Here is a 25,247-nt window from a genome sequence, read left to right on the forward strand (position 1 = left end):
AGGTTTACTTCATTCTTTTTGTTAGTTCTAGAAAATCCTCTACACTTAGCTGTTCTGCTCGTAAATTTAACAATTCATTTTCTTTCATCGTATCGGGAATACCCAAAGATTTTAGTGCATTGCGTAATGTTTTTCGCCGTTGATTGAAAGCAGTTTTTACCACAGTAAAGAAAAGTTTCTCATCTACTTCGGGTAAAGTTGATCGGTAACGTTTCATCCGGATAACGCCCGATTTTACTTTTGGTGGAGGCGTAAAAACGTTTTCACTTACTGTAAACAGATAATCTACTTGATAGAAAGCCTGTGCTAACACAGAAAGTATGCCATAAACCCTACTACCTTTTGGGGCTGCAATACGTTCGGCAACTTCTTTCTGGAACATACCTACCACTTCGGGCACTTTATTTTTTTCTTCTAGTATCTTGAAAATAATCTGCGAAGAAATATTGTATGGGAAATTCCCTAAAACAGCCAAATCATCTGTGAAACGACTAAAATCCATCTTCAGAAAATCTTCTTCATAAATAATCAAATCGGGATAAAAAGGCACATAATTCTCCTCTAGATACGCAACCGATTCGGTATCGATTTCTACAACCGATATTTTTTTATTGGCCTGTAATATATATTTGGTTAACACCCCCATCCCAGGACCAATCTCTAAGACTTGTTGATAATTGTCCCAAGTAAGTCCCTCGGCGATTTTTTGTGCCACTTGCTCATCATTAAGGAAATGTTGACCTAAATGTTTTTTTGCTCTTACTTTCAAGTTTTCTGTAATTTTATGATATGTTTAACCAACTTATTGGTTGTATCTTTTCTTTGCAATCAAGTTTTTTTTATCTTAGCCCCAAAAATAACCCAAATGTCAAAAACGAGCGAGAAATTCGAAAAGAGAAGACTTCGATCTTCCAACTTTACTGTAGTAATTAGTATCTCTTTGGTCTTATTTCTTTTAGGTATTTTTGGTTTAATTATTATCAATGCTCAAAGTTATGCTGAATATATTAAAAGAGAACTAAAATTAGAAGCCTTTTTTAGAAATGAATACGACGCCAAGCAACAAGACAAAGAAATAGAAAACCAAGCCAACTATATCGATTCGCTAAAAACTCAGCATGTTTTTATAGAATCCACTAAATATATCAGCAAAGAAGATGCATCAAAAATTGCCAAACAAGAGTTAGGCATCGACGATACTTCTTTGTTCGAAGAAAATATCTATCCAGCTTCGGTCCAAATCACCCTCAAACCCGACTATGTTGATCCATCGAAAATCGATAGCATCAAATCTATCATCCAGCGTAATCCTATCATAGACGAAGTCGTGAACGATGATCAACTCATGGTGCAGGTTTACAACAGTATCGATAAAATAACCTTTTGGTTGATGGCCTTTGCAGGTGTTTTCTTGTTCATTGTTATTATTCTCATCAACAACTCGTTACGTCTGAAAATTTACGCCAAACGCTTCAGTATCAAAACCATGCAATTGGTAGGAGCGCGTAGACGATTCATTATTGCCCCTTTCTTGTTAGAAAGTGCTGTTTTGGGCCTGATTGGTGCTACAGTTGCAATTCTTATTTTGGGTGGATTGTGGTATTATTTCGCTAATACGGTCAACTACACATTATGGAACGATAAATATACTTTCTTGATTATTCTCTTGATTGGCCTAGGGATGATTATCGCCGTCTTGAGTACGCTTTTCGCTTCTTGGAGATATTTACGTCTAAAAACAGATCAATTATATTAAGACATTATACAGGACTTATGGGCTCTAAAAACACAAGCATTTATCAGTCGGGAAAAAAGCAAAACGTACCATTTTTGTTCGGTAAAAGAAATTACCTTTTCATGGGAATCGGTATAGCATGCATCATTCTCGGTTTTTTTCTTATGACCGGACATGATGCCAATACACAACCCGATGGCACCTATGACCCAACGTATTGGAACGAAGATATCTATTCTTTTACCCGAATAAGACTAGCCCCAATCCTTATTATTATTGGTTTTGTACTCGAAATCTATGCTATTTTAACCTCATCAAAAGAAACCGAATAATACCACTCTATGAATACATTAGAAGCCATCATTATTGCAATAATAGAAGGTCTTACCGAATATTTACCTATTTCTTCTACCGCTCATATGGGATTCACCGCTGCTTTGCTGGGTTTAGAAGAAAGTGAATTCCTGAAAATGTTTCAAGTTTCGATTCAATTTGGAGCCATCCTTTCTATTGTAGTTTTGTATTGGAAAAAATTTTTCGATTTCTCGAACTTCAATTTCTATCTAAAATTAATCATCGCTGTAATCCCTGCACTTTTTTTGGGGTATCTATTTGATGATAAAATAGAAGCTGTCTTGGGTAACCAAATTGCCATTTCAACGGTTTTAGTCATCGGTGGAGTGATTCTAATTTTTTGTGACAAATGGTTTAAAAACCCAAAAATACTCGACGAAAAAGAAATCTCTTACAAAAAAGCATTTATCATTGGCTTTTGGCAATGCCTAGCAATGATGCCTGGCACAAGCCGCTCTGCCGCCTCTATCATCGGGGGAATGACCCAAGGCTTGAGTAGAAAAGCTGCTGCAGAATTTTCCTTCTTCTTGGCTGTACCAACCATGTTGGCCGTTACGGTTTATTCGATCTTCGTGAAAACATGGGGTAAAGGAACACCCAACGAAATGAAAGGCTACGAAATGATTCTACAAGACAATCATCATATTATGCTTTTTGCCTTAGGCAATATAATCGCTTTTGTCGTGGCTCTAATTGCCGTTAAAACATTTATCGCTTTCCTTACCAAATATGGTTTCAAAGTATGGGGGTGGTATCGTATCATTATCGGAGTTGTTTTGTTGATTTACTTCTGGAATCAACCCCAAAAAGAGAACGTAACCGAAATACCCCAAGCCGATATCACTTTTAATCCTACCAAAGAATGACCGTTGAAGATATACAAAACGGACAAGTTTTCTTGATCGACAAACCATTGGATTGGACGTCCTTTGATGTAGTGAATAAAATCCGTTGGAATCTTAGGAAAACCTATCAATTGAAAAAAATAAAGGTAGGACATGCAGGTACTTTAGACCCTAAAGCTACTGGGCTGTTAATTGTTTGTTGTGGGAAAATGACCAAACAAATCGATCAGATTCAAGCACAACATAAAACATACACTGGTACAATCAAACTAGATGCCACTACACCGACTTATGATTTAGAGTCTGAGGAGGATTGCCAATTCTCGACTGCACATCTTACCGAAGAGAAAATCCATGAGACCACAAAACAATTTATAGGGAAGATTGATCAGGTTCCGCCTCTACATTCGGCCATAAAAAAAGACGGAAAACGTTTGTATGAAATCGCTCGAGCAGGAGAAACAATCGAAATAGAACCGAGAAAAATAGAAATTTTATCCTTCAAAATCACTCGTATCGAGTTACCTTTTGTCGATTTCGAAGTCGTTTGTAGCAAAGGGACTTACATACGGTCTTTGGCTTTTGATTTTGGTAGAAGTCTTCAGGTCGGAGGATATTTAACTGCACTTTGCCGTACTAAAATCGGAGATTATGCACTGAAAGATGCAGACAACTCTGTACTGAATCTCATCGCCGACACAGAAAACTAACCCAAATAATCATCCAAAACTCTATTGATTACAGCACTTACTCTTTTAGGTTTTTGCCGAACCATTATATGCGTACCACCATCGATTACAATCGGATTTTTGATATATTGAATAGGAAAAACAATATCTTTATTACCGTGAATATGGGTGACATTATTTTCTCTATACTGTTGCGAATGTTTCCAATGGACTATTTTGTGAATCGACCATCGTAAATATGCTTTGTTTCTATACTGAAAAATATCGTCTATAGAATCTCTTTTTTTGGTATAATATAACTTTCGCATTACCGTGTAAGAGAAAAAAGAATTAGAACTTATAAATCCTAAAGGCATCAATCGATGTGCATTGATATGTGAAGACCAGCGCATATAAGGAGGTAATTCTTCTCGATTTTTCACAGTCGAAATAAGGAAATTGTGTTCCGGCTTCACAAAACGGTTCATCTCTTGCACAATAATTCCGCCAAATGACAATCCCATCAACATAAATTTCTCATTCAGGTTGATAGGTGACAACATTCTTTCTGCATAATGTGCAAGAGATTCGTCGTCGGATTCGGGCAATAACCAAGGCAAGTCTACCAACTCGAAACCAGAACGAAGCTGAAGACTCGAGAAAGCTTTTTCGTTCGCACCCAATCCACTTACATGATAAATTTTCATACTTACAAGATATCCTTTTTCTTCGAATAATCGGTTGGTCTAACGCCAACTACCTTCTGAAACGTATTGCTGAAAGTTGGTAAACTACTATACCCCACCATGTTAGCAACTTCACTAATCGAGTTTTTATCTTCGATTAATAACTCTAAAGCTCTCAACATCCGTAAAATAGTGAAGTATTGAACAAATGTAAGCTTCACATCTTTCTGAAATAGTCTAGACAAGGAACGTTCACCAAACCCAAATTCATCTGAAATTTTTTTCATCGTAATCGAACTATCCATCTTATCCTTCAAATACATTATTACTTTTTGCAAACGCTCGTCTGTCGGGTAAGGCAACGATAATTTTAGACTATTTTTATTGAGTTTCGGCAATAATTCTTTAAATGCATTGGCAATCGTAAACGAAGAAGAATCTTTGGCTGTTATATCGCCTCTCCATTGTTTAGAAAAAAGAATAAACTCCATCAAAAAATTACAAGTTGGATAAATCCCTACTTTATGAAAAAAACTTTCAGAATCAGTCTCTTTCACCGGGAAATATAAATTTCGCATAAAGATCTGTGGAGAACTTGGGTGAATACTGTGCACAAAATTGGGCGGAATCCAAATAAAATGACGCGCTGGCAAATAATACGTCTCCTTGCCTATTGTCACATATACAATACCACCTTCGCAATACAAAAACTGTCCTTTATCATGCTGATGCTCGACAACTTCTGGCTCATTAATCTCGTTATGATAACAAAAAATAGAGCTAGGATCTTTGTCTATTTCGGTAAGATAGTAACGGGTACTTAGAAGTTCTTTCTGTTTGCCAGACATACTTTTTAATTTTATAATGAGATTCCTAAGATAAGAATATATTTGGGTTTATTGTACGAAGAACACATAGGAAATGTCTAGAAAAGATAAATAAATGGCATTTTATGATTTTATATTAAAACAATTTTGTACGAAATTTGTAATCACTTCAATATTTAGCAGAAAAACACGGTGAAAAAATTTACAAACAACATGATAGAGAGAATCCCCAACAACGAACTGCGCTCGAAGGTGATGACAGCCCAAGAAGCTGCACAAATCTTCAAGGATCAGATGATTGTCGGATCTAGTGGTTTTACCCGTGGTGGCGACTCGAAGGTAGTCTTGAAAGCACTTGCTGAAAGAAACCAGATAGAAAATATAAAAATTACACTGATAACTGGGGCATCATTGGGGCACGACACAGACGGAGCTCTTGCTCATAATCATGCGCTACACAAACGTTTACCCTTTCAGGTAGATAGAACATTGCGCAAAGAGATAAACAACGGGAATGTTTTATTTGTCGATCAACATCTAAGCAAAACTTCTGATTTAATCTCGAACGGTACATTTCCAATTGATGTAGGCGTTCTTGAGGTTGCAGAAATTCTAGAAGATGGACACCTAGTCCCAACAACCTCTATCGGGAACAATGTAGCGATTGCAGAAAATGCCCAAAAATTGATAATAGAGATCAATACATCTATCCCCAAAAACATTCGTGGTATCCATGATATTTATTCGGTAAATGAACACCAGAATAAACCCATCAATATTTGTAGTGCAAGCGACCGTATTGGGACAGATACGATAAAAGTTGATCCTAAAAAAATTGTAGCCATTGTTTTTCAAGATATTCAAGATGCACCTGGCGATATTACTCCACCAGACGAGCAAACAGAAGCAATAGCAAAAAATATTGTTCGCTTTCTCGAAAACGAAGTAAAGCAAGGTCGATTAGACAACTCACTTCGGCCTCTGCAATGCGGAATAGGTAAAGTAGCGAATGCTGTTTTGGGCGGGATGATCGATTCTGATTTCGAGAATCTAACGATGTATTCGGAAGTTTTCCAAGACTCTACTTTTGATTTAATCGATTCTGGAAAATTAGTTTTTGCCTCTGCTTCTGCAATGACTGTTTCGCCAGAATGCTACAATCGTGTAATTCATCATATCGATAACTATAAAGACAAAATTGTTCTTCGCCCACAAAACATCAGTAACTCACCAGAAGTTATCGCACGTTTAGGTGTTATCGGGATCAACACTTCGTTAGAATGTGATATATACGGAAACGTTAATTCTACACATGTCATCGGCACCAATATGATGAACGGAATTGGAGGTTCGGGTGATTTTGCTCGCAATACTTATCTTTCTATTTTCGTAACTTCATCAACCGCAAAAGACGGAAAAATCAGCAGTATCGTTCCGATGGTGACTCATGTAGACCATAGTGAGCACGATGTAGACGTTATAGTAACCGAACAGGGTTTGGCTGATTTACGAGGTTTAGCTCCACGCGAAAGAGCTAAAGTAATTATCGAAAATTGCGCTCATACAGACTACAAACAAGAATTATTATCCTACTACGAAAGAGCCTGCCAAGAAAGAGGTGGCCAAACTCCTCATCTATTAGAAGAGGCTTTCTCTTGGCACACTCGATTGAGAGAAACCGGAACAATGAAAAAAGCTTAGTTCAATCATTAAATAATTTATGAGACAAAGCATGATTCGGATACAATCTGAATTGTGCTTTTTTTTTATGAAATGTGTAATTTTGTGCAATATCAATAAAAAAACATGAAAAATATCCTCCCTGTTCTACTTCTATTGACTGCATTTTTTGCATGTCAATCCCCACAAAAATCCAATCAAAACTTAGAGCAAATCAACAAACAATCGGCTAGAGAGGTCGTATTATCTACCCAAATAAAGGGTGATTCGGTTCTGCATATTACCCAACAAAAAATTTGGTCGAACCATTTAATGATAACCGAAAAGATAGATACGTTGATTACTCATAAACAGTACACGCCTGCAGATTCTACAAAAATCCCAATTTACGTAACCATTCAATAATAAAACATGAAAAAAAAAGATAAAAGAGCCAGTAAAGTTGTTACATTGGTATTGATTTCATCGGTACTCAGCTCGTGCATGAATCGCGAAGAAACACCTATTGATACTCATCCACAAAGAGTTTTTATGCGAGCAGATTCTACTGCACCTTATACCGAGGTTACTGAAAATTATGCTAGCCAAAACAATTCTCATTTTGGTGAGATGGGAAGTTCGTTGCTTTGGTTTATGGCTTTCCGTAGTCTAGCGGGCGGTATGGGTTACGCAAGTCCAGGATTGCATCAACAATCGAATGTAGGAACAAATGCTGCAAAAGCGAAAGCCTACAAAGGACAAACAATTCGTGACGGATTCGGCAAATCTTCATCAGCACGCTCTGTTTCATCCTAACCCAATCTTATGCAAAGGAAAAAAATTACAGCCGATAGTCATTGGCAAGAACGAGTAGAAAAAATTGGTTTTGGATACCATACCGATGAAAATAATCTCCCGTATTGGATAGAAAATTATTATTATTCGATTAGCGAAAAAGAGGCCGACCAGATTTATGATGCGACGAATGAATTATGGGAAATGTGTCTACATGCAGTGGAATATGTGATTTCAAATAATCGATTGGATGAATTTAAAATACCGAAATTTATTCAACCATATTTGATTGATACTTGGAAAAATGATGCGCCAAGTATTTATAGTCGTTTCGATTTTGCTTACCATAATGGACAGCTAAAATTATTAGAATTTAACGCCGATACGCCAACTTCTCTCTTCGAGTGTGGCGTGGTACAATGGCTTTGGATGGAATATTACTTCGGAACACAGAAAGATCAATTCAACTCGGTACATGAGAAATTAATCGAAACCTGGAAAATGTTAAAACCCTATCTCAAAGGAGAAGTTGTGCATTTTACTTGTGTTCGAGAATCATTAGAAGATCTTACCAATCTAGAATATATAAGAGACTGTGCGATACAAGCTGGCTTACAAACTAAACTTATTTATATAGATGAAATCGGCTGGAACAATATCCACTTTGTCGATTTAGAAGAAGAACCGATTACCGATATTTTCAAGCTTTATCCTTGGGAGTGGATGGTGAATGAACTATTTGCGTACAATATCAAAAATGACGAATTCAATGCAAATTGGATAGAACCTGCTTGGAAAATGATTTTATCGAACAAAGCAATTTTACCTATTTTATGGGAATTATATCCCAATCATCCTTTATTGTTAGAAGCATATTTCGAATCGGCTAACGGCATGGAAAATTATGTAAAAAAACCTTTACTATCTCGTGAAGGAGCCAATATCGAAGTGATAAAAGAAGGAAAATTATTCGAAAAAACTTCAGGTGAATATGGCGAAGAAGGTTTTATATACCAAGCTTTTGCCAATTTGCACCAAGAAGAAACAGCTTATGCTATTATTGGGAGCTGGATAATCGGACAAGAAGCTTGTGGAATTACTTTCCGAGAAAGTGATCAATACATCACAACCGACAAAAGTCGTTTTGTACCGCATATCATCGAATAGCTTTTTCGGGTTTTGTTTTTTATCGGTCTAGCAAACTCTAACATTGTAACAAAAAAAGGAACTCCTGCATAGAGTTCCTTTTTCATTTATATAAAACCTGGTTTTTTTCTTATCCTAAAACTTTTGCGACCGTTTCACCAATATGTGCTGGCGATTCAACCACGTGAATCCCGCACTCCGCCATAATTTTCATTTTAGCCTGAGCTGTATCTTCTGCTCCACCAACAATTGCACCTGCGTGTCCCATTGTACGACCTTTCGGTGCTGTTTGACCCGCAATAAATCCTACTACAGGTTTTGTACCGTGCTCTTTAATCCAACGAGCAGCTTCAGCTTCTAACTGCCCACCGATCTCACCAATCATGACGATACATTCGGTTTCTGGATCATTCATAAACAATTCTACGGCTTCTTTTGTAGTTGTACCGATAATTGGGTCACCACCGATACCGATCGCTGTAGAAATTCCGTATCCAGCTTTTACTACTTGGTCAGCAGCTTCATAGGTTAAAGTTCCTGATTTTGATACAATCCCAACTTTACCTGGTTTGAAAATGAAACCTGGCATAATTCCCACTTTAGCTTCACCTGAAGTGATAACTCCTGGACAGTTTGGTCCGATTAAAGTAACATCGCGTTGGTCAACATAGGCTTGTACTTTTACCATATCTTCTACCGGAATACCTTCTGTGATACAGATAATAACTCGGATTCCAGCATCTGCAGCTTCCATCACAGCATCCGCAGCGAAAGCTGGTGGTACGAAAATGATACTCACATCTGCTCCTGTTTCTTTTACAGCTTCGCGCACTGTATTGAAAACTGGTCTCCCCAAATGTTCGGTTCCCCCTTTTCCTGGAGTTGTTCCTCCAACAACTTGGGTTCCGTATTCGATCATTTGTTCTGCGTGGAAGGTTCCTTCTTTTCCTGTGAACCCTTGTACAATTATTTTAGAGTCTTTATTTACTAATACTGCCATTATGTTTATTTTTTGTTGAGCAAATATAACGTCTTCGCTACATTTATAAAAATTATTCGAATGATTTAGGACATTTATTACCTAAATTTAAAGTTTAATCGTTTGTTTTGTTTCGGTATTCTTTTAACATAATTTGGGTGAGTGCCATTTTTTTATACATTTTTTTGGCTTCTTCTGCCGGCGAACCAAAATATGCTTGATGTCCTTCTAGAGATTTCGTCACACCCGATTGTGCATACAGAATGGTTTTCTCACCAATTGTTACCCCACTTGTAATCCCTACTTGTCCCCAAATATTTACATCGTTTTCTATGGTTACACAGCCAGCAATTCCGACCTGCGAAGCAATAAGACAACGTTCACCTATAATGGTGTCGTGCCCAATTTGGATTTGATTATCTAATACGGAACCTTTTTTGATAATGGTTGAAGCCGTTACTCCTCGATCAATAGTACAATTTGCGCCAATCTCTACTCCATCTTCTATAATAACATTGCCCACAGATTTCAATCGATCATAACCATTTTCTCTTTTCTTATAATAGAAGGCATCTGCCCCCAAAATGGTTCCACTACGGATAATTACATCATCACCAATAATTGCATCATCGTTGATGCTAACATTGGCATGAATGACACAATTCTTCCCAATTTTCACATTATTCCCAATAAAAACATTGGGCTGAATTATAGTTCCTTCTCCTATTTCTGCATCGGGCGATATAGCATCAGTTGCGGGTTGAAAAGGCTTGAAGAATTGACCAATTTTTACAAAGTCGCGAAATGGATCATCCGATAAAAGTAAAGCTTTTCCTGCTGGACATTCTACTTCTTTGTTAATCAGCACGATGGTTGCAGCCGAATTAAGGGCTTTTTCATAGTACTTTGGATGATCTACAAAGACGATATCACCTGCTTCTACTCGGTGTATTTCATTCAAACCATAGACGGGAAAATCAGCAGCACCGATGGGCGTGGTTCCACTGATTTCGGCAATTTCTTTTAAGGTATATTTTCTCGGAAATTTCATTTTGTTGTTGAGTCAATAATTTGCTACAAATATCTCTAAAAAAAGAGCACCTAGGTGCTCTTTTTTTATGATTATTTTATCTAAAAATTATTCTTTCACGCGTTCTACATACGAACCATCTTCTGTATTAATTTTTACTTTATCTCCCTCGTTGATAAAAAGTGGTACACGAATCTCTGCTCCAGTTTCTACGGTAGCTGGTTTCATTGCATTGGTTGCTGTATCCCCCTTTACTCCTGGCTCTGTATAGGTAACTTCTAGGATTACAGTATTTGGTAATTCGGCAGATAAGGGTACTTCATCTTCTGCACGGAATAGGATTTTCACTTCATCACCTGCTTTCATAAACTGGTGATTATCAATCAGTCCCTTATCGATATAGACTTGCGAGAAGTCGTCATTATTCATAAAATGAAAACCGTTCTCATCATCATACAAATATTGGTAATTACGGGTTTCTACACGCACTTCATCGATTTTATGACCCGCTGCGAAAGTGTTTTCTAATACTTTTCCGTTGGTTACTGATTTTAATTTTGTACGAACAAATGCTGGTCCTTTCCCTGGTTTAACGTGTAAAAAATCTACAATTTTCCATGTATCGTTGTTCCAATTGATACATAAACCTTTTCTGATATCTGAAGTTGTTGCCATTGTATTTGGTATAAAAATTAGAATATTATTGTGCCAAACCAACGTAGCCTTTCATGATTCCACGTTCGCTTGATTCTATAAAATTAATAATTAAGTTGCGTTCTTCCGAAGCAGGAAACTCTGTTTTGATTATTTCTAATGCTTGAGAAACGTTATAATTCATCTGAAAAAGAATTCGGTATATACTTTGGATTTCGTAAATTTTTTCTGATGTAAAACCTCTTCTACGCAATCCTACCGAATTGATGCCTGCATAAGTCAAAGGAGTATTGGCTCCTTTAACATACGGTGGGACATCTTTGCGAATTTGTGAGGCACCTGCAATGAATGCATGAGCACCAATTTTGGTAAACTGATGTACACCGCTTAAACCACCAACAAATGCATAGTCGCCCACTTCTATATGCCCAGCTAAGCCTACGGCATTAACGATAATTACATTGTTACCCAAAATACAGTCGTGTGCAATATGGGCTCCTGCCATAATGAGGCAGTTGTCACCAATTTTGGTATACCCTAATGCAACCGTTCCTTTGTTTACGGTAACACTTTCGCGTATTGTCGTATTATCTCCGATAATGGTCAGTGTTTTTTCGCCTTGGTATTTAAGATCTTGCGGTTCGGCTGATATTACTGCTCCTGGGTAGATTTTACAGTTTTTTCCGATTCTGGCTCCCTCCATAATAGTAACATTCGGAGCGATCCATGTCCCTTCGCCAATTTCTACATCGTTGGCAATGTATGAAAAAGGACTAATTGTAACATTTTCGCCAATTACCGCTGTGGGATGAATGTATGCCATTTGTTGATTCATTACTTCCATTCAAAAATTATTCCTTTGTTATAACGGCCATCATTTCTGCTTCCACAGCTAGAGTATTGTTTACATATCCTTGTCCTCGCATATGTACAATTCCTCTACGAATAGGCGCTAATAAATCCATTTTAAAGACCAAGGTGTCACCAGGAACGACTTTTTGTTTGAATTTTGCGTTTTCAATTTTCATAAAATACGTCGAATATTCTTGTGGGTTATCTAATTCTCCCAAAACTAATAGTCCTCCTAATTGTGCCATTGCTTCAATTTGCAAAACGCCAGGCATTACCGGTTCTTTTGGGAAATGTCCTACGAAAAATGGTTCATTCATTGTGACATTTTTTATCCCAACTAAACTGGTCGGAGTTTTCTCTATCACCTTATCAATCAACAAAAAAGGAGGTCTATGTGGTAACAAATCTATAATATCATTAATCGTATAGACTGGTTCTTTTGTCAGATCGAATTCTGGTATTTTATTACGTTGTGCCAGCTTGATTTGTTTATTTAATTTCTTTGCAAAATTAGTATTTATTTTGTGACCTGGCTTCGATGCAATAATTTTTGCTTTTAATTTTGTGCCAATTAAAGCTAAATCACCCATTACATCTAGTAATTTATGTCTTGCTGCTTCATTGGGATAATGCAAAGATAGATGGTCTAAAATTCCGTTTGGCTTGATCGATACGTCTTCTCTGTTAAAGGCTTTGCATAATCGTTCTTTGGTTTGTGGAGTGATTTCTTTATCTACATACACAATGGCATTGTCTAGATCGCCTCCTTTAACCAAGCCTGCTTCGAGCAGTTGTTCTAATTCGTGTAGAAAACAAAATGTTCTAGAGTTAGCAATTTCTTCTTTAAAGTTTTTGATACTACTTAGGGTTGCATTTTGTGTTCCTAGGACTTTGGTACCAAAATCTACCATCGTCGTGATTTGATATTCATCGGCTGGGATAGCAGTGATTTCTGAACCTGTTTCTGGATCGGTGAAGGTTACAATTTCTTTTATTTTGAAGTATTCCCTTTCTTTATCTTGCTCTACAATCCCTGCATTTTCTATCGCTTCTACAAAAAAGATAGAGGAACCATCCATAATCGGTGGTTCTGCATTGTCTATTTCTATATAACAGTTATCGATATCCATCCCTACCAAAGCTGCTAAAACATGTTCGGTAGTATGTACTTTCACGCCCTTCTTCTCTAAGGTTGTTCCTCGGACGGTGCTCACCACATATTGTGCATCTGCCTCAACCTGCGGATTACCCTCTAAGTCTGTGCGTACAAAAACAAAACCCGTATCTACGTCAGCTGGCTTGAAGGTTAATTTCACCTGTTTACCTGTGTGTAATCCTACACCTTCTAAAACCGCTTCTTTAGCTAAGGTTTTTTGATAATCAGCCATTTAATTATTTATTTTTTTGTTTTTCTATTTCTTCTAATCTCTTTACAATTTCAGGAAATTTTCTGAAATATACGTATGATCGTCTAAAGTCACTTGCTTTCATTGCAGGAGAGCCATATAATATTTCTCCGTCGGCAATGTTATCATTGATTCCTGCTTGCGCCTGAATTTGCAAGTTATTGCCTAATTGCAAATGCCCTGCTACCCCAACTTGTCCACCTATAATGCAATTTTTACCAATTTTGGTAGATCCTGCCACTCCGGTTTGTGAAGCGATTACAGTGTTTTCGCCAATTTTTACGTTGTGCGCTATTTGTATTAGGTTATCTAACTTCACACCTCGCTCGATAATCGTAGAACCCATTGTTGCTCGATCGATTGTCGTATTTGCTCCAATTTCTACATTGTCATGGATGATTACATTTCCTATTTGTGGTACTTTTCGATACGATCCGTCAGCCATAGGTGTAAAACCAAACCCATCGGCTCCTATCACAACATTGCTGTGTAGGGTACAACCTTCACCTACAATACAATCGTTATAGATTTGTACTCCACTATGAATTATCGTATTGTCGCCAATGGTTACTTGATCACCGATTGTGCAGTTAGGATATATTTTTACATTGTTACCAATTTTTACATTTTGCCCTATCGATGTAAAACTCCCTATATAAACTTGTTCCCCAAGTTGAGTGCTTTCTGGGATTTTAACAAAATCATCAATTCCGACTTTACTATTTTTGATGGTTTCGGAATAATAATGGAGAAGCTGTGTAAATGCTTCATATGCGTCCGCTACTCGGATGATCGTTGCCTCTATCGGTTTTTGCAAATGAAAATCTTTACCGAGGATAACGACACTTGCATGTGTAGAATAGACAAATTGTTCGTATTTCGGATTACCCAAAAACGTAATATCACCTGCCTTGCCTTCTTCTATTTTAGCAATATTAGAAACAGTTGTATTTCGGTCTCCCTCAACTGTTCCGTCTATTATATTTGCAATCTGAGTTGCTGTGAATTTCATAGTTTGCAAAAATATTAATTTATTTCAGATTCTAAAATATATTTTAGACAAAAAAGATCTCTATATTCATCTACTAACTTACTGAATAGAAATGATATCTTTTACTTTCTCTGCTCAAATACAAACTCACTAACTGATGTTCTACTTGAGTAATTTCTTTCATAGATCCATTTTTTTCGATTATTTTAATAGGCGAAATATATGGATCATACGGCAATACATCTAGCGTATTATAGCCCATCAAATAACTTGCGTCTTCTACACCAAACTTATCTTCTATCCTTTTTTGTTCACGATCTAGATATGCTCTTTGTATTGGCTGATTCATCACGATTGCTTTAGGCAACTTCCTGTCTACTAACATTAGGCACAATATACGCAATATTTCGTCTGGGTGGTTTGTCCACTCTTTTATAGAGCTCATCACATCATGATCATCTAGCTGCGTAAACATGGCTATTGCATGTGGATTTTCTGCAAAATTAGTCTTTTGATGCTCCAAAAAATACGTCATAGCAGAGGTTGCGAAAAGTTTTTCACCTCGCCGCACCAAGTCTTTTGCTCGGCGTAGTGTCTGAATCAAAATTTGCTCAGCCGTAAAAGAAGTTTTGTGCATATACACCTGCCAATACATAAACATTCTGGCCATCAGAAACTTCTCGATACTGTACAAACCTTTGGCTTCGTACACCAATTCGTTCTCATGAACAGTCATCATCGAGATAATTCGATCGGGATTGATATTGCCCTCTACAACTCCAGTATAAAAACTATCGCGCTTGAGATAATCTAATCGATCAATATCGAGTTGGCTCGAAACCAATTGTTTGAGAAATTTTTTGGGATATTCTCCTTTGAAGATTCGAATGGCAGTTGTTAAACTTCCGTTAAAAACACGATTCAATTCTTGCATCAAAACCAATGAAATTTCTTCATGTTTTGTATCTTCGATAATCGAATGCTCGAGCGAATGAGAAAAAGGTCCATGCCCCAAATCATGCAACAGAATCGCAAGATAAACGCCGGTCTCTTCATCAGCAGAAATCGGAACGTTTTTTGCTCGTAAAGTTGCCACTGCGTTTTGCATCAGATAAAGACATCCTAATGCATGATGCAAACGAGAATGCCGTGCACCAGGGTAAACCATTTGCGTAAGACCGGTTTGTGAAATGCGTCTTAATCTCTGAAAATAAGGATGTTGAATAACATCAAAAACAAGATCGTTCGGTAACCGAATAAAACCATGTACCGGATCGTTTACTATTTTGAATTTATTCGTTTTTGAAGAATCCAAAATGGATATATTTTAATAATTTAAACACAAAAATACACAAAAACAGATAACTATGGCGATAAAAATATTATGGATAGATGACGAAATTGATTTATTGAAACCGCATGCACTTTTTTTAGAAAAAAAAGGCTACGAACCGACCATGATAAATAATGCAACGGATGCCTTGGAAGTTATCGAAAAAGAGAATTTCGATGCGGTACTTATCGACGAAAATATGCCAGGCTTGAGTGGATTAGAAGCATTGCCAAAAATAAAAGATATTCGCCCTCTTTTACCTGTTATCATGGTAACAAAAAGCGAAGAGGAACATATTATGGAGGACGCAATTGGCTCGCACATTGCAGACTACCTCATAAAACCTGTTAATCCTAATCAAATATTATTAAGCCTAAAAAAAATCTTAGAAAGTAACAAAATCATCTCAGAAAAAACCATCATCAATTATCAACAAGAATTTCGAGATATATCGATGAGCATCATAAATGCTAGAAATTTTGCAGATTGGGAAGATATTTACAAAAAAATCGTTTATTGGGAGCTAGAGCTAGAAAATATCAGCGATCAAGCATTGATCCAAATTATCGAAAACCAAAAAGAAGAAGCCAATGCTGCATTCTTCAAATTTATCGAACGCAATTACGAAGATTGGCTATACAATGCAGAGGATGCACCTATTTTATCTCACCAGGCTTTCAAAGAAGTCGTTCTACCCCATCTCGACCCTAATGAAAAAGTACTTTTGATAATGATAGATAACCTACGGTATGACCAATGGAAAGTTATCGAGCCACTCTTTAATCGATACTACAATTCTACCCAAGAAGATTTGTATTCATCCATCTTGCCGTCTGCCACTCAATATGCAAGAAATGCATTTTTTGCAGGTTTAACCCCATTAGATATTCAGAAAAAATATCCAGAATATTGGTTGAACGATCATGAAGAGGGCAATAAAAATAGTAATGAAAAAGAATTTTTGTCTGATCAACTCAAACGATTAGGTAAAGGGAATTTGAGCATGAATTATTTTAAGATTTTGAATTCGGATTTCGAACGAAAAATTTCAGATGATTTTAACAATTTCAAAAACAACAACCTCAATGTAATTGTGTATAACTTTATCGACATTCTTTCGCACGCCAAAACCGACAATAAGATCGTGAGCGAAATGATAAGAAACGACAAGACTTATCGTTCGATTACCAAGCACTGGTTCGAAAATTCTTATTTACTAGAAATCGTAAAAAAAGCCTCTACAGAAGGCATCAAAATAATCGTAACAACTGATCACGGGACCATTTACGTAAAAGAGCCAACCAAAGTAGTTGGCGACAAAGAATCGAGCACAAACTTACGTTACAAACTAGGTCGCCAATTACAATACGATCCGAAAGATGTTTTCGTGATAGATCAGCCCGAAAAATTCTTTTTACCTAAGGTAAATATTAGTTCGAAGTATATCTTTGCAAAGGAAAATTTATTTTTGACCTTTCCAAAAAATTACAATCATTTTGTTAATTATTATAAAGATACCTATCAGCATGGCGGTATTTCTCTAGAAGAAATGATAATCCCGATTGCTGTACTAACACCTAAAAAACAATGACATACCGTGTACCTACCCTAAAAGACTTACCACAAGTTGCGCAACTAGTTGCCCAAGAGCTAAGCCATAACATCATCTGTTTTCAGGGCGAAATGGGTGCTGGAAAAACAACTTTCATCAAAGCATTGGTCAAAGAACTGGGCAGCAATGACGATGTCACGAGCCCAACTTTTGCACTGGTTAATGAATATGTGACCCAAGATTACAAAAAAATTTTTCATTTCGATTTTTATAGAATTGAAGACGAAGAAGAAGCCTTGGATATCGGGTTAGAAGATTATTTAGACAGCGGTAACATTTGTTTGATTGAATGGCCAAATAAAATCACTAATTTTGTACCCGACAACCATCAGACAATTAGCATCGAAATACTAGAAGACGGTAGTCGACAAATAACAGTGAATAAATAATGGACGAGATTTTCACCCCATTTTCGAAAGAAGAGTTGATACCTCAACCCGAATTATTGGAAGTTCCGAACAAAAGAGAACGCTTTAGCATTGGCATTCCGTGTGAAGACAACAACCAAGAAAAACGAATCATCCTTACACCAGATGCAGTAGAAGTATTGGTAAACAATGGCCATCATATAACAATAGAAACAGGTGCAGGTGAAGGCGCACATTTCTCAGATAAAGAATATTCGGACGCAGGTGCAGAAATTTGCTACGACACACAGGCGATTTTCGAGAAGCCTATCATTCTAAAAGTTGGTCCATTAACCGAAAAAGAACAAACCTGGATAAAGCCCAATACATTTTTAGTATCGAGTGTTTTACCCAACCTGCTCAACCAAGCCTATTTTCAGAACTTGGCCAAAAAAAAAGTAACTGCAGTAGGTTTCGAATATATTAAAGATGAACAAGACGAACTCCCCGTAATGCGTTTGCTGAGCGAAATTGCAGGGACAACGTCTATTTTAGTTGGCAGTGAATTGATGTCCTCTGCTCATGGTGGAAACGGAATTCTTATGGGAGGAATCACGGGAGTTCGACCAACCGAAGTCGTAATACTAGGCGCAGGAACAGTAGCCGAAAATGCTGCCCGAACTGCATTAGGACTTGGAGCATCTGTAAGAGTTTTCGACAATTCGCTAACTCGACTTCGTCGATTACAAAAAAACATTGGACAAATGTTACCTACATCGACTATCGACCCAAAAGAATTAGGGAAAGCCCTCATGCGTTGCGATATAGCCATCGGTGCTCTACACGGGGAAACCCGGACACCTTGCGTTGTTAGCGAACTGATGGTAGAACGTATGAAACCAGGCGCAGTCATTATCGACATCTCAATTGATAACGGGGGTTGTTTCGAGACCTCAGAAGTTACCTCTCATGATCGCCCAATTTTCACCAAACACGATGTAATACATTATTGCGTATCCAATATTACTTCGCGTGTTGCCCGCACTTCGACCAAAGCTTTGAGTAATTTTTTCTTGCCGTATATTTTGATGATTTCTAATGAAGGGGGATTAGAAACACTTCTTCATCGAAATAAAACAATCCGAAACGGAATCTATATTTACAAAGGAAGGTTGGTAAAAAAAAGCTTAAGCGAACGCTTTGACCTTCCTTTTCATGATATTAATTTACTGATCTTATGAGTTTTGCACAACGACTAAAATATTATTTAATCGGAATTGGTCTTGGTATAATTGTAGTTTTTATTTTCTTTGGGAAAAGAACATTTCAATGCTCTTATTTTCCAAATGCACGCGCACTAGATGAAGCAAAATTCTATCCGATTAACTATTCTCCCGAGGTAGAAAGTTTTTTCAGATCACACAAAATCGACACTACATTCGTGAAAGATCAACTTTTCAGGCGAAGTACCATCACAAATTTTGGCACAGAAGAAGTTAAAGCAAAACCGTGCAGAATCTATCGTGCCAACTACGACAACGCTGATTTACAACGTAAATACGAATTTGTTTACAAAATTTGCAAAGATTTTACCTATATCGAATCTATCAAAGAAGTAGATTAAAAATACCCCCACAAGACTGTATTTCATCCTACCTATAATATCGAGGATAATAAAAAATTGAAACAGAAAAAGATTATGAAAATATTAGCATATTTCTATGCCAAATGGTACATTTTTTTCTATTTCATAACAAAACAAAAAAGATTGAATTACTACCATGAAAAATAATAAAAAAATTGCTTTTGGCACGTTGCTCTTAGGGGCTGTTAGCACAGGAGTTTATTTATGGAAAAATAGAAATAAAAATAAAAAAATTAATTTTAGAACCGTTCCTCGTTTTCAGCTAAACAAGTTCTTGGGGCGTTGGTATGAGATTGCTAGAATAGAAAACAACTCACTGATGACAAATTGTTTAGCAAGATATATACAAGAAGAAGACGGAAACCTGAAAGTAATTTATAGTGGTTTTGATAAAAAGAAAAAACGCTGGAAAAAAATCGAAGGAAAACTTAAAATCGAAAATGAGCAAACAGGAAAACTAAAAGTTTCTTTCCATACCTTTCTCTATTCACCATATAATATTGTTGACATTGATGAGAACTACGAAAATGCTCTAATTGCAGGGAAAAACCACGATTTTCTATGGTTGATTTCTCGAGAAAAAGAAATCTCTGATAAAACAAAATCTAGGTTCTTAGCCAAAGCAATCGATTTGGGGTATGATATTTCTAGATTATCTTGGACCTCTCAAGTACCGATAGAGAATTAATGAATCATCCGACTAAAAAAATAACCTTAGTTTTAGCTAAGGTTATCTTTTTTTTATAAAAAACTATTTGGTTTCACATTTATACTTCACCGAAGATGGAACTAATTTTTTGTATTCGCCACCATTGATCATTACATCTCGAACGATACTAGAACTGATGTATGCTTTACCTGAGCTTGTGAGCAAGAAAACAGTCTCGACATCGTAATTGGAAATAGCTCGATTGGTGTGAGCAATTGCTTTCTCAAACTCGAAGTCGGCAGGATTTCTTAAACCGCGTAAAATATACCGTGCATCATTATTTAGACAAAAGTCAATGGTCAGCCCATCGTACGTTTGCACGGTAACATTCTCAAAACGTTCGACTGCTTTTTCTATAAATTTTTGGCGCTGTTCTAACGAAAACATATATTTTTTAGCCGAGTTAGTTCCTATTGCAACAATAATTTTATCGAAAAGCGGCACAGCACGTTGAATAATATCCATGTGTCCGATCGTGATAGGATCAAACGATCCTGGGAAAACTGCTATACGTTCCATGGTTTGGGTCTATTAAGGGCAAAATCTAATTCGTTTTGCACAAGTTCTTGTAACGAAATTCCGGCATAAGCGGCCTGTTGCGGAAAAATACTCGCTGGTGACATTCCTGGTAAAGTATTGATTTCTAATAAATATGGCTGATTATCGACAATAATATATTCTGCACGAGAAAAACCATTCATATTAAGAGAATCGTAAACTTTGGTGGCTATTGCTTTTACACTTTCTTCTGTTTCTTGAGAAATTCTTGCTGGGGTAATTTCTTGAGATTTCCCGTCGTATTTTGCTTCATAATCAAAAAATTCATTGTCTGATACGATTTCTGTAATGCCCAAGACGGTAGTTTTTCCTTTGTATTTCAAAACACCAACAGAAACTTCTAATCCATCCAAAAAAGCTTCGATCAACACCTCTTTATCTTCTGCAAAGGCCAATTCTAGCGCTTTTGGGATATCCTCTTCACGGTGAACCTTGGAAATTCCTAAACTCGAACCCGATTTATTCGGTTTCACAAAACATGGCAACCCTAGTTGTTCTACAATTTTTTTAGGCTCTACTTTTTCGCCCTGATACAAATAAACAGATTTTGCGTGCGGGATACCGTATTTACTGAGAACGGCAATACAGTCTTTTTTATTAAATGTAAGAGCAGATTGATAAGAGTCGCATCCGTTATACGGTAAGCCAATCAAATCAAAATAGGCTTGTAAATAACCATCTTCGCCTGGCGTCCCGTGAATAGTATTATAAACAAGATCGAATTTTTCTTTTTTACCATTTCTCTCGAATGAAAAATCGGCTTTGTTTATCGGGTATTTCTCCCCATCAATTTCTGCGTACCATGCATCCTTTAGGATTCTTACGCGGATTGGCTCGTATTTTTCGGTATTGATATTTTGATAAATCAACTCACAACTTTTTAGCGAGATTACCGACTCATCAGAATATCCACCTGCCACTACAGCAACTTTCAACATGATAAAATAAATTTTACCAAATATAAAACTTTGGTCTAATATACGATGACCTAATTTTTATTTTATATTTGTAATTTGATTTATAATTCTTAAATGAAATTAATAAACGTTATTCTGAGTTGGAAGTTTTGGCTAAACCTGATTATTATTTTTGGTTTAGGATATGGATTATACCACACTGTTTTCAATATTTGGTTGTCATCTTACACCAATCACGGTGAAGCTATAGAAGTTCCCGATCTCTCTAAAATGAATATTAAGCAAGCTACGGCTGCATTAGAGGATTTGGGGTTGACCTATGAAATAGACTCGATAAAATACGATCCGAAAATGAAACCCTACACAGTAATTGATTATTATCCTGCAAAGGGTTTTAAGGTAAAGGAAGGACGAAGAATTTTCATCAAATCGAACCCTAGAACTTATGCGCCAGTAGAATTACCCGATTTGATCGGAAAATCGAAACGATTAGCTTTCACACAACTCAATTTATCAGACCTGATTATCGAAAATATAATTTATGAACCCGATTTGGCAAAAAATGCAGTTTTGCGCATTCTATACAATGGAAAAGAGATAAAACCTGGTACTATTTTGCCGCGTTTTGCAAAAATAGATCTTGTTCTAGGTCGTGGTTTGATGCACAATGTTATGATGCCTAACTTGATCGGATTGGATTTATCAACGGTGCGTTCTATCCTGAATGAAAACTTTTTCGAGTTGGGACAAGTCAGATTTTTAGGTGGAGGAAATGATACGATTGCTGCTCGTGTAGTTTATCAATTTCCACTATCTCGTGACCGCTATGACCAAGGTTTACCGGTAGATATTTGGTTATCAGACAAAACTAGCACTGAGATTTCGGCTGAAATAAAAATGCTCGATCGCCAGTTCAAAAACTTTATTGAAGATACAATTACGGGAAGTAAAGTCAACGAATATATTGAGAGAAGCCAAGGTACTACACCAGCAGAACCAACCCCACCTGTTCCTCAACCAAAGCCGCAAGATCAATTACCTCCTAAAAAACCAGAAGGAATAGAAATAGAATAAAATGCAGCAAGAATTTGAAGATTTTCTTGAAGAAGATCACAATCAATTATACGAGCATTTCTCGATAACGGTTGATAAAGGTCAATCGTTATTGCGTATTGATAAATTCTTAATGATAAGAATCGAGAATGCAACCCGAAATAAAATCCAGCAAGCTGCCGAAAACGGTAATATTTTGGTGAATAATTTACCCGTGAAATCAAATTACAAAGTAAAACCAGGCGATTTTATTCAAATCATGTTGGAAAATCCACCACGTGAGCACAAAATCATTGCCGAAGATTTACCACTGAATATAGTATTTGAGGACGATCAAGTTTTGGTTATCGATAAACCTGCAGGTATGGTTGTGCATCCTGGACACGGGAATTACAGTGGAACTTTAGTAAATGCTCTAAAATTTCATTTTGACAATTTACCATCGATGTCTGCAGAATTAGAACGACCTGGTTTGGTTCATCGTATCGATAAAGATACGAGCGGTCTGTTGGTGATTGCCAAAACAGAGCAAGCGATGAATCATTTGGCATTACAATTTGCAAATCATACTACCACCCGAAAATACAATGCTTTGGTTTGGGGAAATGTTACCGAAGATGAAGGTACTATTACCGGTCACATCGGTCGTCATTTGAAAGATCGTATGCAAATGGCGGTTTTCGAAGATGGATCACAAGGTAAACACGCCGTTACGCATTACAAAGTTTTGGAGCGTTTATCCTATGTTACTTTGGTCGAATGCCAATTGGAAACGGGAAGAACGCATCAAATCCGAACGCACTTTAAATACATTGGTCATCCTTTGTTTAATGATGAACGCTATGGTGGGAATAAAATTTTGAAAGGCACAACTTTTACCAAATACAAACAGTTTGTCGAAAATTGCTTTAATATTTGTCCACGTCAAGCCCTACATGCACGCACGCTTGGATTTACGCATCCTACAACGGGCGAATTTATGGAGTTCGAAGCTACTTTGCCAAACGATATGCAAAGCTTGATTGAGAAATGGCGCAATTATGCGATTCATTCTTCGCATACCGCTGAACCCGAAACACCCATCGATCGAAATGCAAAAGAAATGGATTAAGTTTTCTGTTTCTCTTGCTTGTTCTTTTGTACCTTTTTTTTCTGAGTTCGCTTTGGTTTAGCTATTTGATTATTGTTGTCTAATAAAAATCGAATGCTGAGCAACAAGGCATTTGTTGTAATGGTTTTTGTAAAATCTTCTCTATCCATATACGGATAAAAACAAGCTTGGGTAAGCGAATTTTCACCATCGGTAACGGCTATCCAAGCAGTGCCAACAGGCTTCCCATCCTCACCTTTTTTAGGACCTGCTACTCCAGTTGTAGCCACCGCTATACTCGATTTTAATTTCTTTTGTGCTCCTTTCGCCATCGCAATAGCAACTTCTTCAGAGACTACTGTTTTTTCTTCGACAAGGGTTTTACTTACCTGTAAAACTCTGATTTTCAAATCGGTTGCATACGCCACGACACCTCCTACAAAATAAACAGAACTACCGCTGACCGATGTTAACAATTGAGCAATAGCCCCACCGGTGCAGCTTTCTGCTGTAGAAATGGTTCTTTTCTGCTGTCTCAAAATCGCACCTAAACGCTCTTCTATCTTACCAGAGTAGGCGGTCAAGAGATAAGGTTTGATAATTTTTTTCAAGGACTGTAGAGAAGGTTGAAGCATTTTTTTTGCTTCTTGCTGTGTTGTTCCGATCGAAGTCAATCGTAAATCTATTGCTGCTCTACTTGGCAAGTATGCAACTTGTATGCTTTGGGGCAAATTGTTTTCCCATTTCTCTAGCAGAATTGCTAAATCGCTTTCGGTAATATTATGGATCATCACATCATGTTGATAAATAGCATCGGAATTATATTTCTTCTGAAGTTTGGGTATGATTTTTTTTCGCATCAAAGCTTTCATTTCAAACGGCACTCCCGGTAAGTTAATCAGAACTTTATCATCTATTTCGGTCCATAAACATGGGGCTGTACCTTCAGTATTTTCTACAACTATCGATTTTTCAGGCACTAACCCTTGATGTTTATTGAGTTGGTTGAGCTCTGTTTTATAGCCTCTTTTTTTGAATAATCGAGTTATATTTTTTAGTACTTTGGGGTCCGATTTCAATTCGCAATCCAACAACAAACATAGTGCTTGTTTTGTTTTGTCGTCACGCGTTGGGCCTAAACCTCCAGTAACCAAGACGACATCCGACTGTGTCAATGCACGCGTAAAAGCTTCTATAATGCGAACTGTTTCATCTTTTACCGATATTATCTCTTGTATATCGTACCCTAGTTTTGTAAGTGACTGGGCAATGAAAGTCGAGTTTGTATCAACTATTTGTCCCACTAATAATTCATCTCCTATGGTTAATATACTAGCTTTTATATTCATTGTTTTA

28 protein-coding genes are annotated in these 25,247 nt (G+C 36.9%); 15 read left to right on the forward strand and 13 right to left on the reverse strand.

Features of this window, described 5'->3' with window-relative positions; translation table 11 throughout:
- Positions 1–4: 4 nt before the first annotated feature.
- Positions 5–769, reverse strand: coding sequence for a 16S rRNA (adenine(1518)-N(6)/adenine(1519)-N(6))-dimethyltransferase RsmA (gene rsmA / locus WEEVI_RS02460; protein ID WP_013597595.1), 765 nt, complete (start codon positions 767–769; stop codon positions 5–7).
- 96 nt (positions 770–865) lie between these two features.
- Between rsmA and WEEVI_RS02465 the strand changes: the two genes are divergently transcribed.
- Genes WEEVI_RS02465 through truB form a run of 4 tightly spaced genes read left to right on the forward strand, consistent with a single transcriptional unit; the run spans position 866 to position 3,644 of the window.
- Positions 866–1,756 (forward strand): cell division protein FtsX, encoded by an 891-nt coding sequence (locus WEEVI_RS02465; RefSeq protein WP_013597596.1) that lies wholly within the window; start codon positions 866–868, stop codon positions 1,754–1,756.
- 17 nt (positions 1,757–1,773) lie between these two features.
- On the forward strand, positions 1,774–2,067 hold the full coding sequence (locus tag WEEVI_RS02470) for a DUF3098 domain-containing protein (RefSeq protein WP_013597597.1): 294 nt from the start codon (positions 1,774–1,776) through the stop codon (positions 2,065–2,067).
- 9 nt (positions 2,068–2,076) lie between these two features.
- Positions 2,077–2,955, forward strand: coding sequence for an undecaprenyl-diphosphate phosphatase (locus WEEVI_RS02475; RefSeq protein ID WP_013597598.1), 879 nt, complete (start codon positions 2,077–2,079; stop codon positions 2,953–2,955).
- Positions 2,952–3,644, forward strand: coding sequence for a tRNA pseudouridine(55) synthase TruB (gene truB, locus WEEVI_RS02480; RefSeq protein WP_013597599.1), 693 nt, complete (start codon positions 2,952–2,954; stop codon positions 3,642–3,644). The genes WEEVI_RS02475 and truB overlap by 4 nt, the downstream gene beginning before the upstream one ends.
- On the opposite strand, the gene WEEVI_RS02485 is transcribed toward truB, so the two are convergent.
- Together WEEVI_RS02485 and WEEVI_RS02490 are read right to left on the reverse strand one after the other, a co-directional pair.
- Positions 3,641–4,309: a hypothetical protein gene (locus tag WEEVI_RS02485; protein WP_013597600.1), complete on the reverse strand. Its 669-nt coding sequence runs from the start codon at positions 4,307–4,309 to the stop codon at positions 3,641–3,643. The genes truB and WEEVI_RS02485 overlap by 4 nt on opposite strands.
- A 2-nt stretch (positions 4,310–4,311) precedes the next feature.
- Positions 4,312–5,136: a helix-turn-helix domain-containing protein gene (locus tag WEEVI_RS02490; RefSeq protein ID WP_013597601.1), complete on the reverse strand. Its 825-nt coding sequence runs from the start codon at positions 5,134–5,136 to the stop codon at positions 4,312–4,314.
- 192 nt (positions 5,137–5,328) lie between these two features.
- On the opposite strand from WEEVI_RS02490, the gene scpC reads away from it, so the two are divergent.
- The 4 genes from scpC (at position 5,329) to WEEVI_RS02510 (ending at position 8,736) form a co-directional block, all read left to right on the forward strand.
- Positions 5,329–6,816 (forward strand): succinyl-CoA:acetate CoA-transferase ScpC, encoded by a 1,488-nt coding sequence (gene scpC, locus WEEVI_RS02495; protein ID WP_013597602.1) that lies wholly within the window; start codon positions 5,329–5,331, stop codon positions 6,814–6,816.
- A 105-nt stretch (positions 6,817–6,921) separates the two neighbouring features.
- A complete protein-coding gene (locus WEEVI_RS02500) occupies positions 6,922–7,200 on the forward strand; it encodes a hypothetical protein (RefSeq protein WP_013597603.1) in 279 nt (92 codons plus the stop codon).
- A gap of 6 nt (positions 7,201–7,206) precedes the next feature.
- Positions 7,207–7,590: a hypothetical protein gene (locus WEEVI_RS02505; protein ID WP_013597604.1), complete on the forward strand. Its 384-nt coding sequence runs from the start codon at positions 7,207–7,209 to the stop codon at positions 7,588–7,590.
- Positions 7,591–7,599: 9 nt separating this feature from the next.
- Positions 7,600–8,736 carry a glutathionylspermidine synthase family protein gene (locus WEEVI_RS02510; RefSeq protein WP_013597605.1) on the forward strand — a complete coding sequence of 379 codons (1,137 nt, stop codon included), beginning with the start codon at positions 7,600–7,602 and terminating at the stop codon, positions 8,734–8,736.
- A gap of 109 nt (positions 8,737–8,845) precedes the next feature.
- On the opposite strand, the gene sucD is transcribed toward WEEVI_RS02510, so the two are convergent.
- From sucD to WEEVI_RS02545, 7 genes are all read right to left on the reverse strand, one after another.
- Positions 8,846–9,715, reverse strand: coding sequence for a succinate--CoA ligase subunit alpha (gene sucD / locus WEEVI_RS02515; protein ID WP_013597607.1), 870 nt, complete (start codon positions 9,713–9,715; stop codon positions 8,846–8,848).
- 94 nt (positions 9,716–9,809) lie between these two features.
- Positions 9,810–10,745, reverse strand: coding sequence for a UDP-3-O-(3-hydroxymyristoyl)glucosamine N-acyltransferase (locus WEEVI_RS02520; RefSeq protein ID WP_013597608.1), 936 nt, complete (start codon positions 10,743–10,745; stop codon positions 9,810–9,812).
- An 87-nt stretch (positions 10,746–10,832) separates the two neighbouring features.
- Positions 10,833–11,399: an elongation factor P gene (gene efp, locus WEEVI_RS02525; RefSeq protein WP_013597609.1), complete on the reverse strand. Its 567-nt coding sequence runs from the start codon at positions 11,397–11,399 to the stop codon at positions 10,833–10,835.
- Positions 11,400–11,424: 25 nt separating this feature from the next.
- The gene (lpxA, locus tag WEEVI_RS02530; RefSeq protein WP_041942233.1) at positions 11,425–12,213 is read right to left on the reverse strand and encodes an acyl-ACP--UDP-N-acetylglucosamine O-acyltransferase; all 789 of its coding nucleotides are present in this window, start codon (positions 12,211–12,213) and stop codon (positions 11,425–11,427) included.
- 16 nt (positions 12,214–12,229) lie between these two features.
- Complete coding sequence (locus WEEVI_RS02535) at positions 12,230–13,618, reverse strand: bifunctional UDP-3-O-[3-hydroxymyristoyl] N-acetylglucosamine deacetylase/3-hydroxyacyl-ACP dehydratase (RefSeq protein ID WP_013597611.1); 1,389 nt, start codon at positions 13,616–13,618, stop codon at positions 12,230–12,232.
- Between the two features lie 4 nt (positions 13,619–13,622).
- Complete coding sequence (lpxD, locus tag WEEVI_RS02540) at positions 13,623–14,648, reverse strand: UDP-3-O-(3-hydroxymyristoyl)glucosamine N-acyltransferase (protein ID WP_013597612.1); 1,026 nt, start codon at positions 14,646–14,648, stop codon at positions 13,623–13,625.
- 73 nt (positions 14,649–14,721) lie between these two features.
- Complete coding sequence (locus tag WEEVI_RS02545) at positions 14,722–15,942, reverse strand: HD domain-containing protein (RefSeq protein WP_013597613.1); 1,221 nt, start codon at positions 15,940–15,942, stop codon at positions 14,722–14,724.
- 52 nt (positions 15,943–15,994) lie between these two features.
- Between WEEVI_RS02545 and porX the strand changes: the two genes are divergently transcribed.
- From porX to WEEVI_RS02570, 5 genes are all read left to right on the forward strand, one after another.
- Complete coding sequence (porX, locus tag WEEVI_RS02550) at positions 15,995–17,551, forward strand: T9SS response regulator signal transducer PorX (RefSeq protein WP_013597614.1); 1,557 nt, start codon at positions 15,995–15,997, stop codon at positions 17,549–17,551.
- Entirely contained in the window at positions 17,548–17,961 is a 414-nt protein-coding gene (gene tsaE / locus WEEVI_RS02555) for a tRNA (adenosine(37)-N6)-threonylcarbamoyltransferase complex ATPase subunit type 1 TsaE (protein ID WP_013597615.1), read from the forward strand. Before porX ends, tsaE begins: the two co-directional genes overlap by 4 nt.
- Positions 17,961–19,160, forward strand: a complete 1,200-nt coding sequence (locus tag WEEVI_RS02560) for an alanine dehydrogenase (RefSeq protein WP_013597616.1) — start codon at positions 17,961–17,963, stop codon at positions 19,158–19,160. Before tsaE ends, WEEVI_RS02560 begins: the two co-directional genes overlap by 1 nt.
- Entirely contained in the window at positions 19,157–19,543 is a 387-nt protein-coding gene (locus tag WEEVI_RS02565; protein WP_013597617.1) for a hypothetical protein, read from the forward strand. Before WEEVI_RS02560 ends, WEEVI_RS02565 begins: the two co-directional genes overlap by 4 nt.
- A 157-nt stretch (positions 19,544–19,700) precedes the next feature.
- Positions 19,701–20,252 (forward strand): lipocalin family protein, encoded by a 552-nt coding sequence (locus WEEVI_RS02570; RefSeq protein WP_013597618.1) that lies wholly within the window; start codon positions 19,701–19,703, stop codon positions 20,250–20,252.
- Positions 20,253–20,315: 63 nt separating this feature from the next.
- Here the strand turns inward: WEEVI_RS02570 and coaD are convergent, their stop codons facing one another.
- Both coaD and WEEVI_RS02580 read right to left on the reverse strand, forming a co-directional pair.
- Complete coding sequence (gene coaD / locus WEEVI_RS02575) at positions 20,316–20,792, reverse strand: pantetheine-phosphate adenylyltransferase (protein WP_013597619.1); 477 nt, start codon at positions 20,790–20,792, stop codon at positions 20,316–20,318.
- Positions 20,780–21,769, reverse strand: coding sequence for a D-alanine--D-alanine ligase (locus WEEVI_RS02580; RefSeq protein ID WP_013597620.1), 990 nt, complete (start codon positions 21,767–21,769; stop codon positions 20,780–20,782). Before WEEVI_RS02580 ends, coaD begins: the two co-directional genes overlap by 13 nt.
- A 93-nt stretch (positions 21,770–21,862) precedes the next feature.
- Here WEEVI_RS02580 and WEEVI_RS02585 point away from each other — a divergent pair, with 93 nt between their 5' ends.
- Entirely contained in the window at positions 21,863–22,822 is a 960-nt protein-coding gene (locus tag WEEVI_RS02585; RefSeq protein WP_013597621.1) for a PASTA domain-containing protein, read from the forward strand.
- 1 nt (position 22,823) lies between these two features.
- On the forward strand, positions 22,824–23,912 hold the full coding sequence (locus WEEVI_RS02590; protein ID WP_013597622.1) for an RluA family pseudouridine synthase: 1,089 nt from the start codon (positions 22,824–22,826) through the stop codon (positions 23,910–23,912).
- Here the strand turns inward: WEEVI_RS02590 and WEEVI_RS02595 are convergent.
- Positions 23,909–25,240 (reverse strand): CinA family nicotinamide mononucleotide deamidase-related protein, encoded by a 1,332-nt coding sequence (locus tag WEEVI_RS02595; RefSeq protein ID WP_013597623.1) that lies wholly within the window; start codon positions 25,238–25,240, stop codon positions 23,909–23,911. The two genes, WEEVI_RS02590 and WEEVI_RS02595, sit on opposite strands and share 4 nt — an antisense overlap.
- Positions 25,241–25,247 lie beyond the last annotated feature (7 nt).

It is taken from the genome of Weeksella virosa DSM 16922 (assembly GCF_000189415.1).
GTDB lineage: Bacteria > Bacteroidota > Bacteroidia > Flavobacteriales > Weeksellaceae > Weeksella > Weeksella virosa.

Coding starts and splice junctions, on each gene's coding strand:
- WEEVI_RS02505 (WP_013597604.1), top strand. CDS start 7,207: ATGAAAAAAAAAGATAAAAGAGCCAGTAAAGTTGTTACATTGGTATTG.
- lpxA (WP_041942233.1), bottom strand. CDS start 12,213: ATGAATCAACAAATGGCATACATTCATCCCACAGCGGTAATTGGCGAA.
- WEEVI_RS02595 (WP_013597623.1), bottom strand. CDS start 25,240: ATGAATATAAAAGCTAGTATATTAACCATAGGAGATGAATTATTAGTG.
- WEEVI_RS02500 (WP_013597603.1), top strand. CDS start 6,922: ATGAAAAATATCCTCCCTGTTCTACTTCTATTGACTGCATTTTTTGCA.
- sucD (WP_013597607.1), bottom strand. CDS start 9,715: ATGGCAGTATTAGTAAATAAAGACTCTAAAATAATTGTACAAGGGTTC.
- porX (WP_013597614.1), top strand. CDS start 15,995: ATGGCGATAAAAATATTATGGATAGATGACGAAATTGATTTATTGAAA.
- WEEVI_RS02560 (WP_013597616.1), top strand. CDS start 17,961: ATGGACGAGATTTTCACCCCATTTTCGAAAGAAGAGTTGATACCTCAA.
- WEEVI_RS02570 (WP_013597618.1), top strand. CDS start 19,701: ATGAAAAATAATAAAAAAATTGCTTTTGGCACGTTGCTCTTAGGGGCT.
- lpxD (WP_013597612.1), bottom strand. CDS start 14,648: ATGAAATTCACAGCAACTCAGATTGCAAATATAATAGACGGAACAGTT.
- WEEVI_RS02590 (WP_013597622.1), top strand. CDS start 22,824: ATGCAGCAAGAATTTGAAGATTTTCTTGAAGAAGATCACAATCAATTA.
- WEEVI_RS02535 (WP_013597611.1), bottom strand. CDS start 13,618: ATGGCTGATTATCAAAAAACCTTAGCTAAAGAAGCGGTTTTAGAAGGT.
- WEEVI_RS02565 (WP_013597617.1), top strand. CDS start 19,157: ATGAGTTTTGCACAACGACTAAAATATTATTTAATCGGAATTGGTCTT.
- efp (WP_013597609.1), bottom strand. CDS start 11,399: ATGGCAACAACTTCAGATATCAGAAAAGGTTTATGTATCAATTGGAAC.
- WEEVI_RS02490 (WP_013597601.1), bottom strand. CDS start 5,136: ATGTCTGGCAAACAGAAAGAACTTCTAAGTACCCGTTACTATCTTACC.
- truB (WP_013597599.1), top strand. CDS start 2,952: ATGACCGTTGAAGATATACAAAACGGACAAGTTTTCTTGATCGACAAA.
- WEEVI_RS02485 (WP_013597600.1), bottom strand. CDS start 4,309: ATGAAAATTTATCATGTAAGTGGATTGGGTGCGAACGAAAAAGCTTTC.
- WEEVI_RS02470 (WP_013597597.1), top strand. CDS start 1,774: ATGGGCTCTAAAAACACAAGCATTTATCAGTCGGGAAAAAAGCAAAAC.
- scpC (WP_013597602.1), top strand. CDS start 5,329: ATGATAGAGAGAATCCCCAACAACGAACTGCGCTCGAAGGTGATGACA.
- tsaE (WP_013597615.1), top strand. CDS start 17,548: ATGACATACCGTGTACCTACCCTAAAAGACTTACCACAAGTTGCGCAA.
- WEEVI_RS02520 (WP_013597608.1), bottom strand. CDS start 10,745: ATGAAATTTCCGAGAAAATATACCTTAAAAGAAATTGCCGAAATCAGT.
- WEEVI_RS02580 (WP_013597620.1), bottom strand. CDS start 21,769: ATGTTGAAAGTTGCTGTAGTGGCAGGTGGATATTCTGATGAGTCGGTA.
- WEEVI_RS02510 (WP_013597605.1), top strand. CDS start 7,600: ATGCAAAGGAAAAAAATTACAGCCGATAGTCATTGGCAAGAACGAGTA.
- WEEVI_RS02475 (WP_013597598.1), top strand. CDS start 2,077: ATGAATACATTAGAAGCCATCATTATTGCAATAATAGAAGGTCTTACC.
- WEEVI_RS02465 (WP_013597596.1), top strand. CDS start 866: ATGTCAAAAACGAGCGAGAAATTCGAAAAGAGAAGACTTCGATCTTCC.
- WEEVI_RS02585 (WP_013597621.1), top strand. CDS start 21,863: ATGAAATTAATAAACGTTATTCTGAGTTGGAAGTTTTGGCTAAACCTG.
- coaD (WP_013597619.1), bottom strand. CDS start 20,792: ATGGAACGTATAGCAGTTTTCCCAGGATCGTTTGATCCTATCACGATC.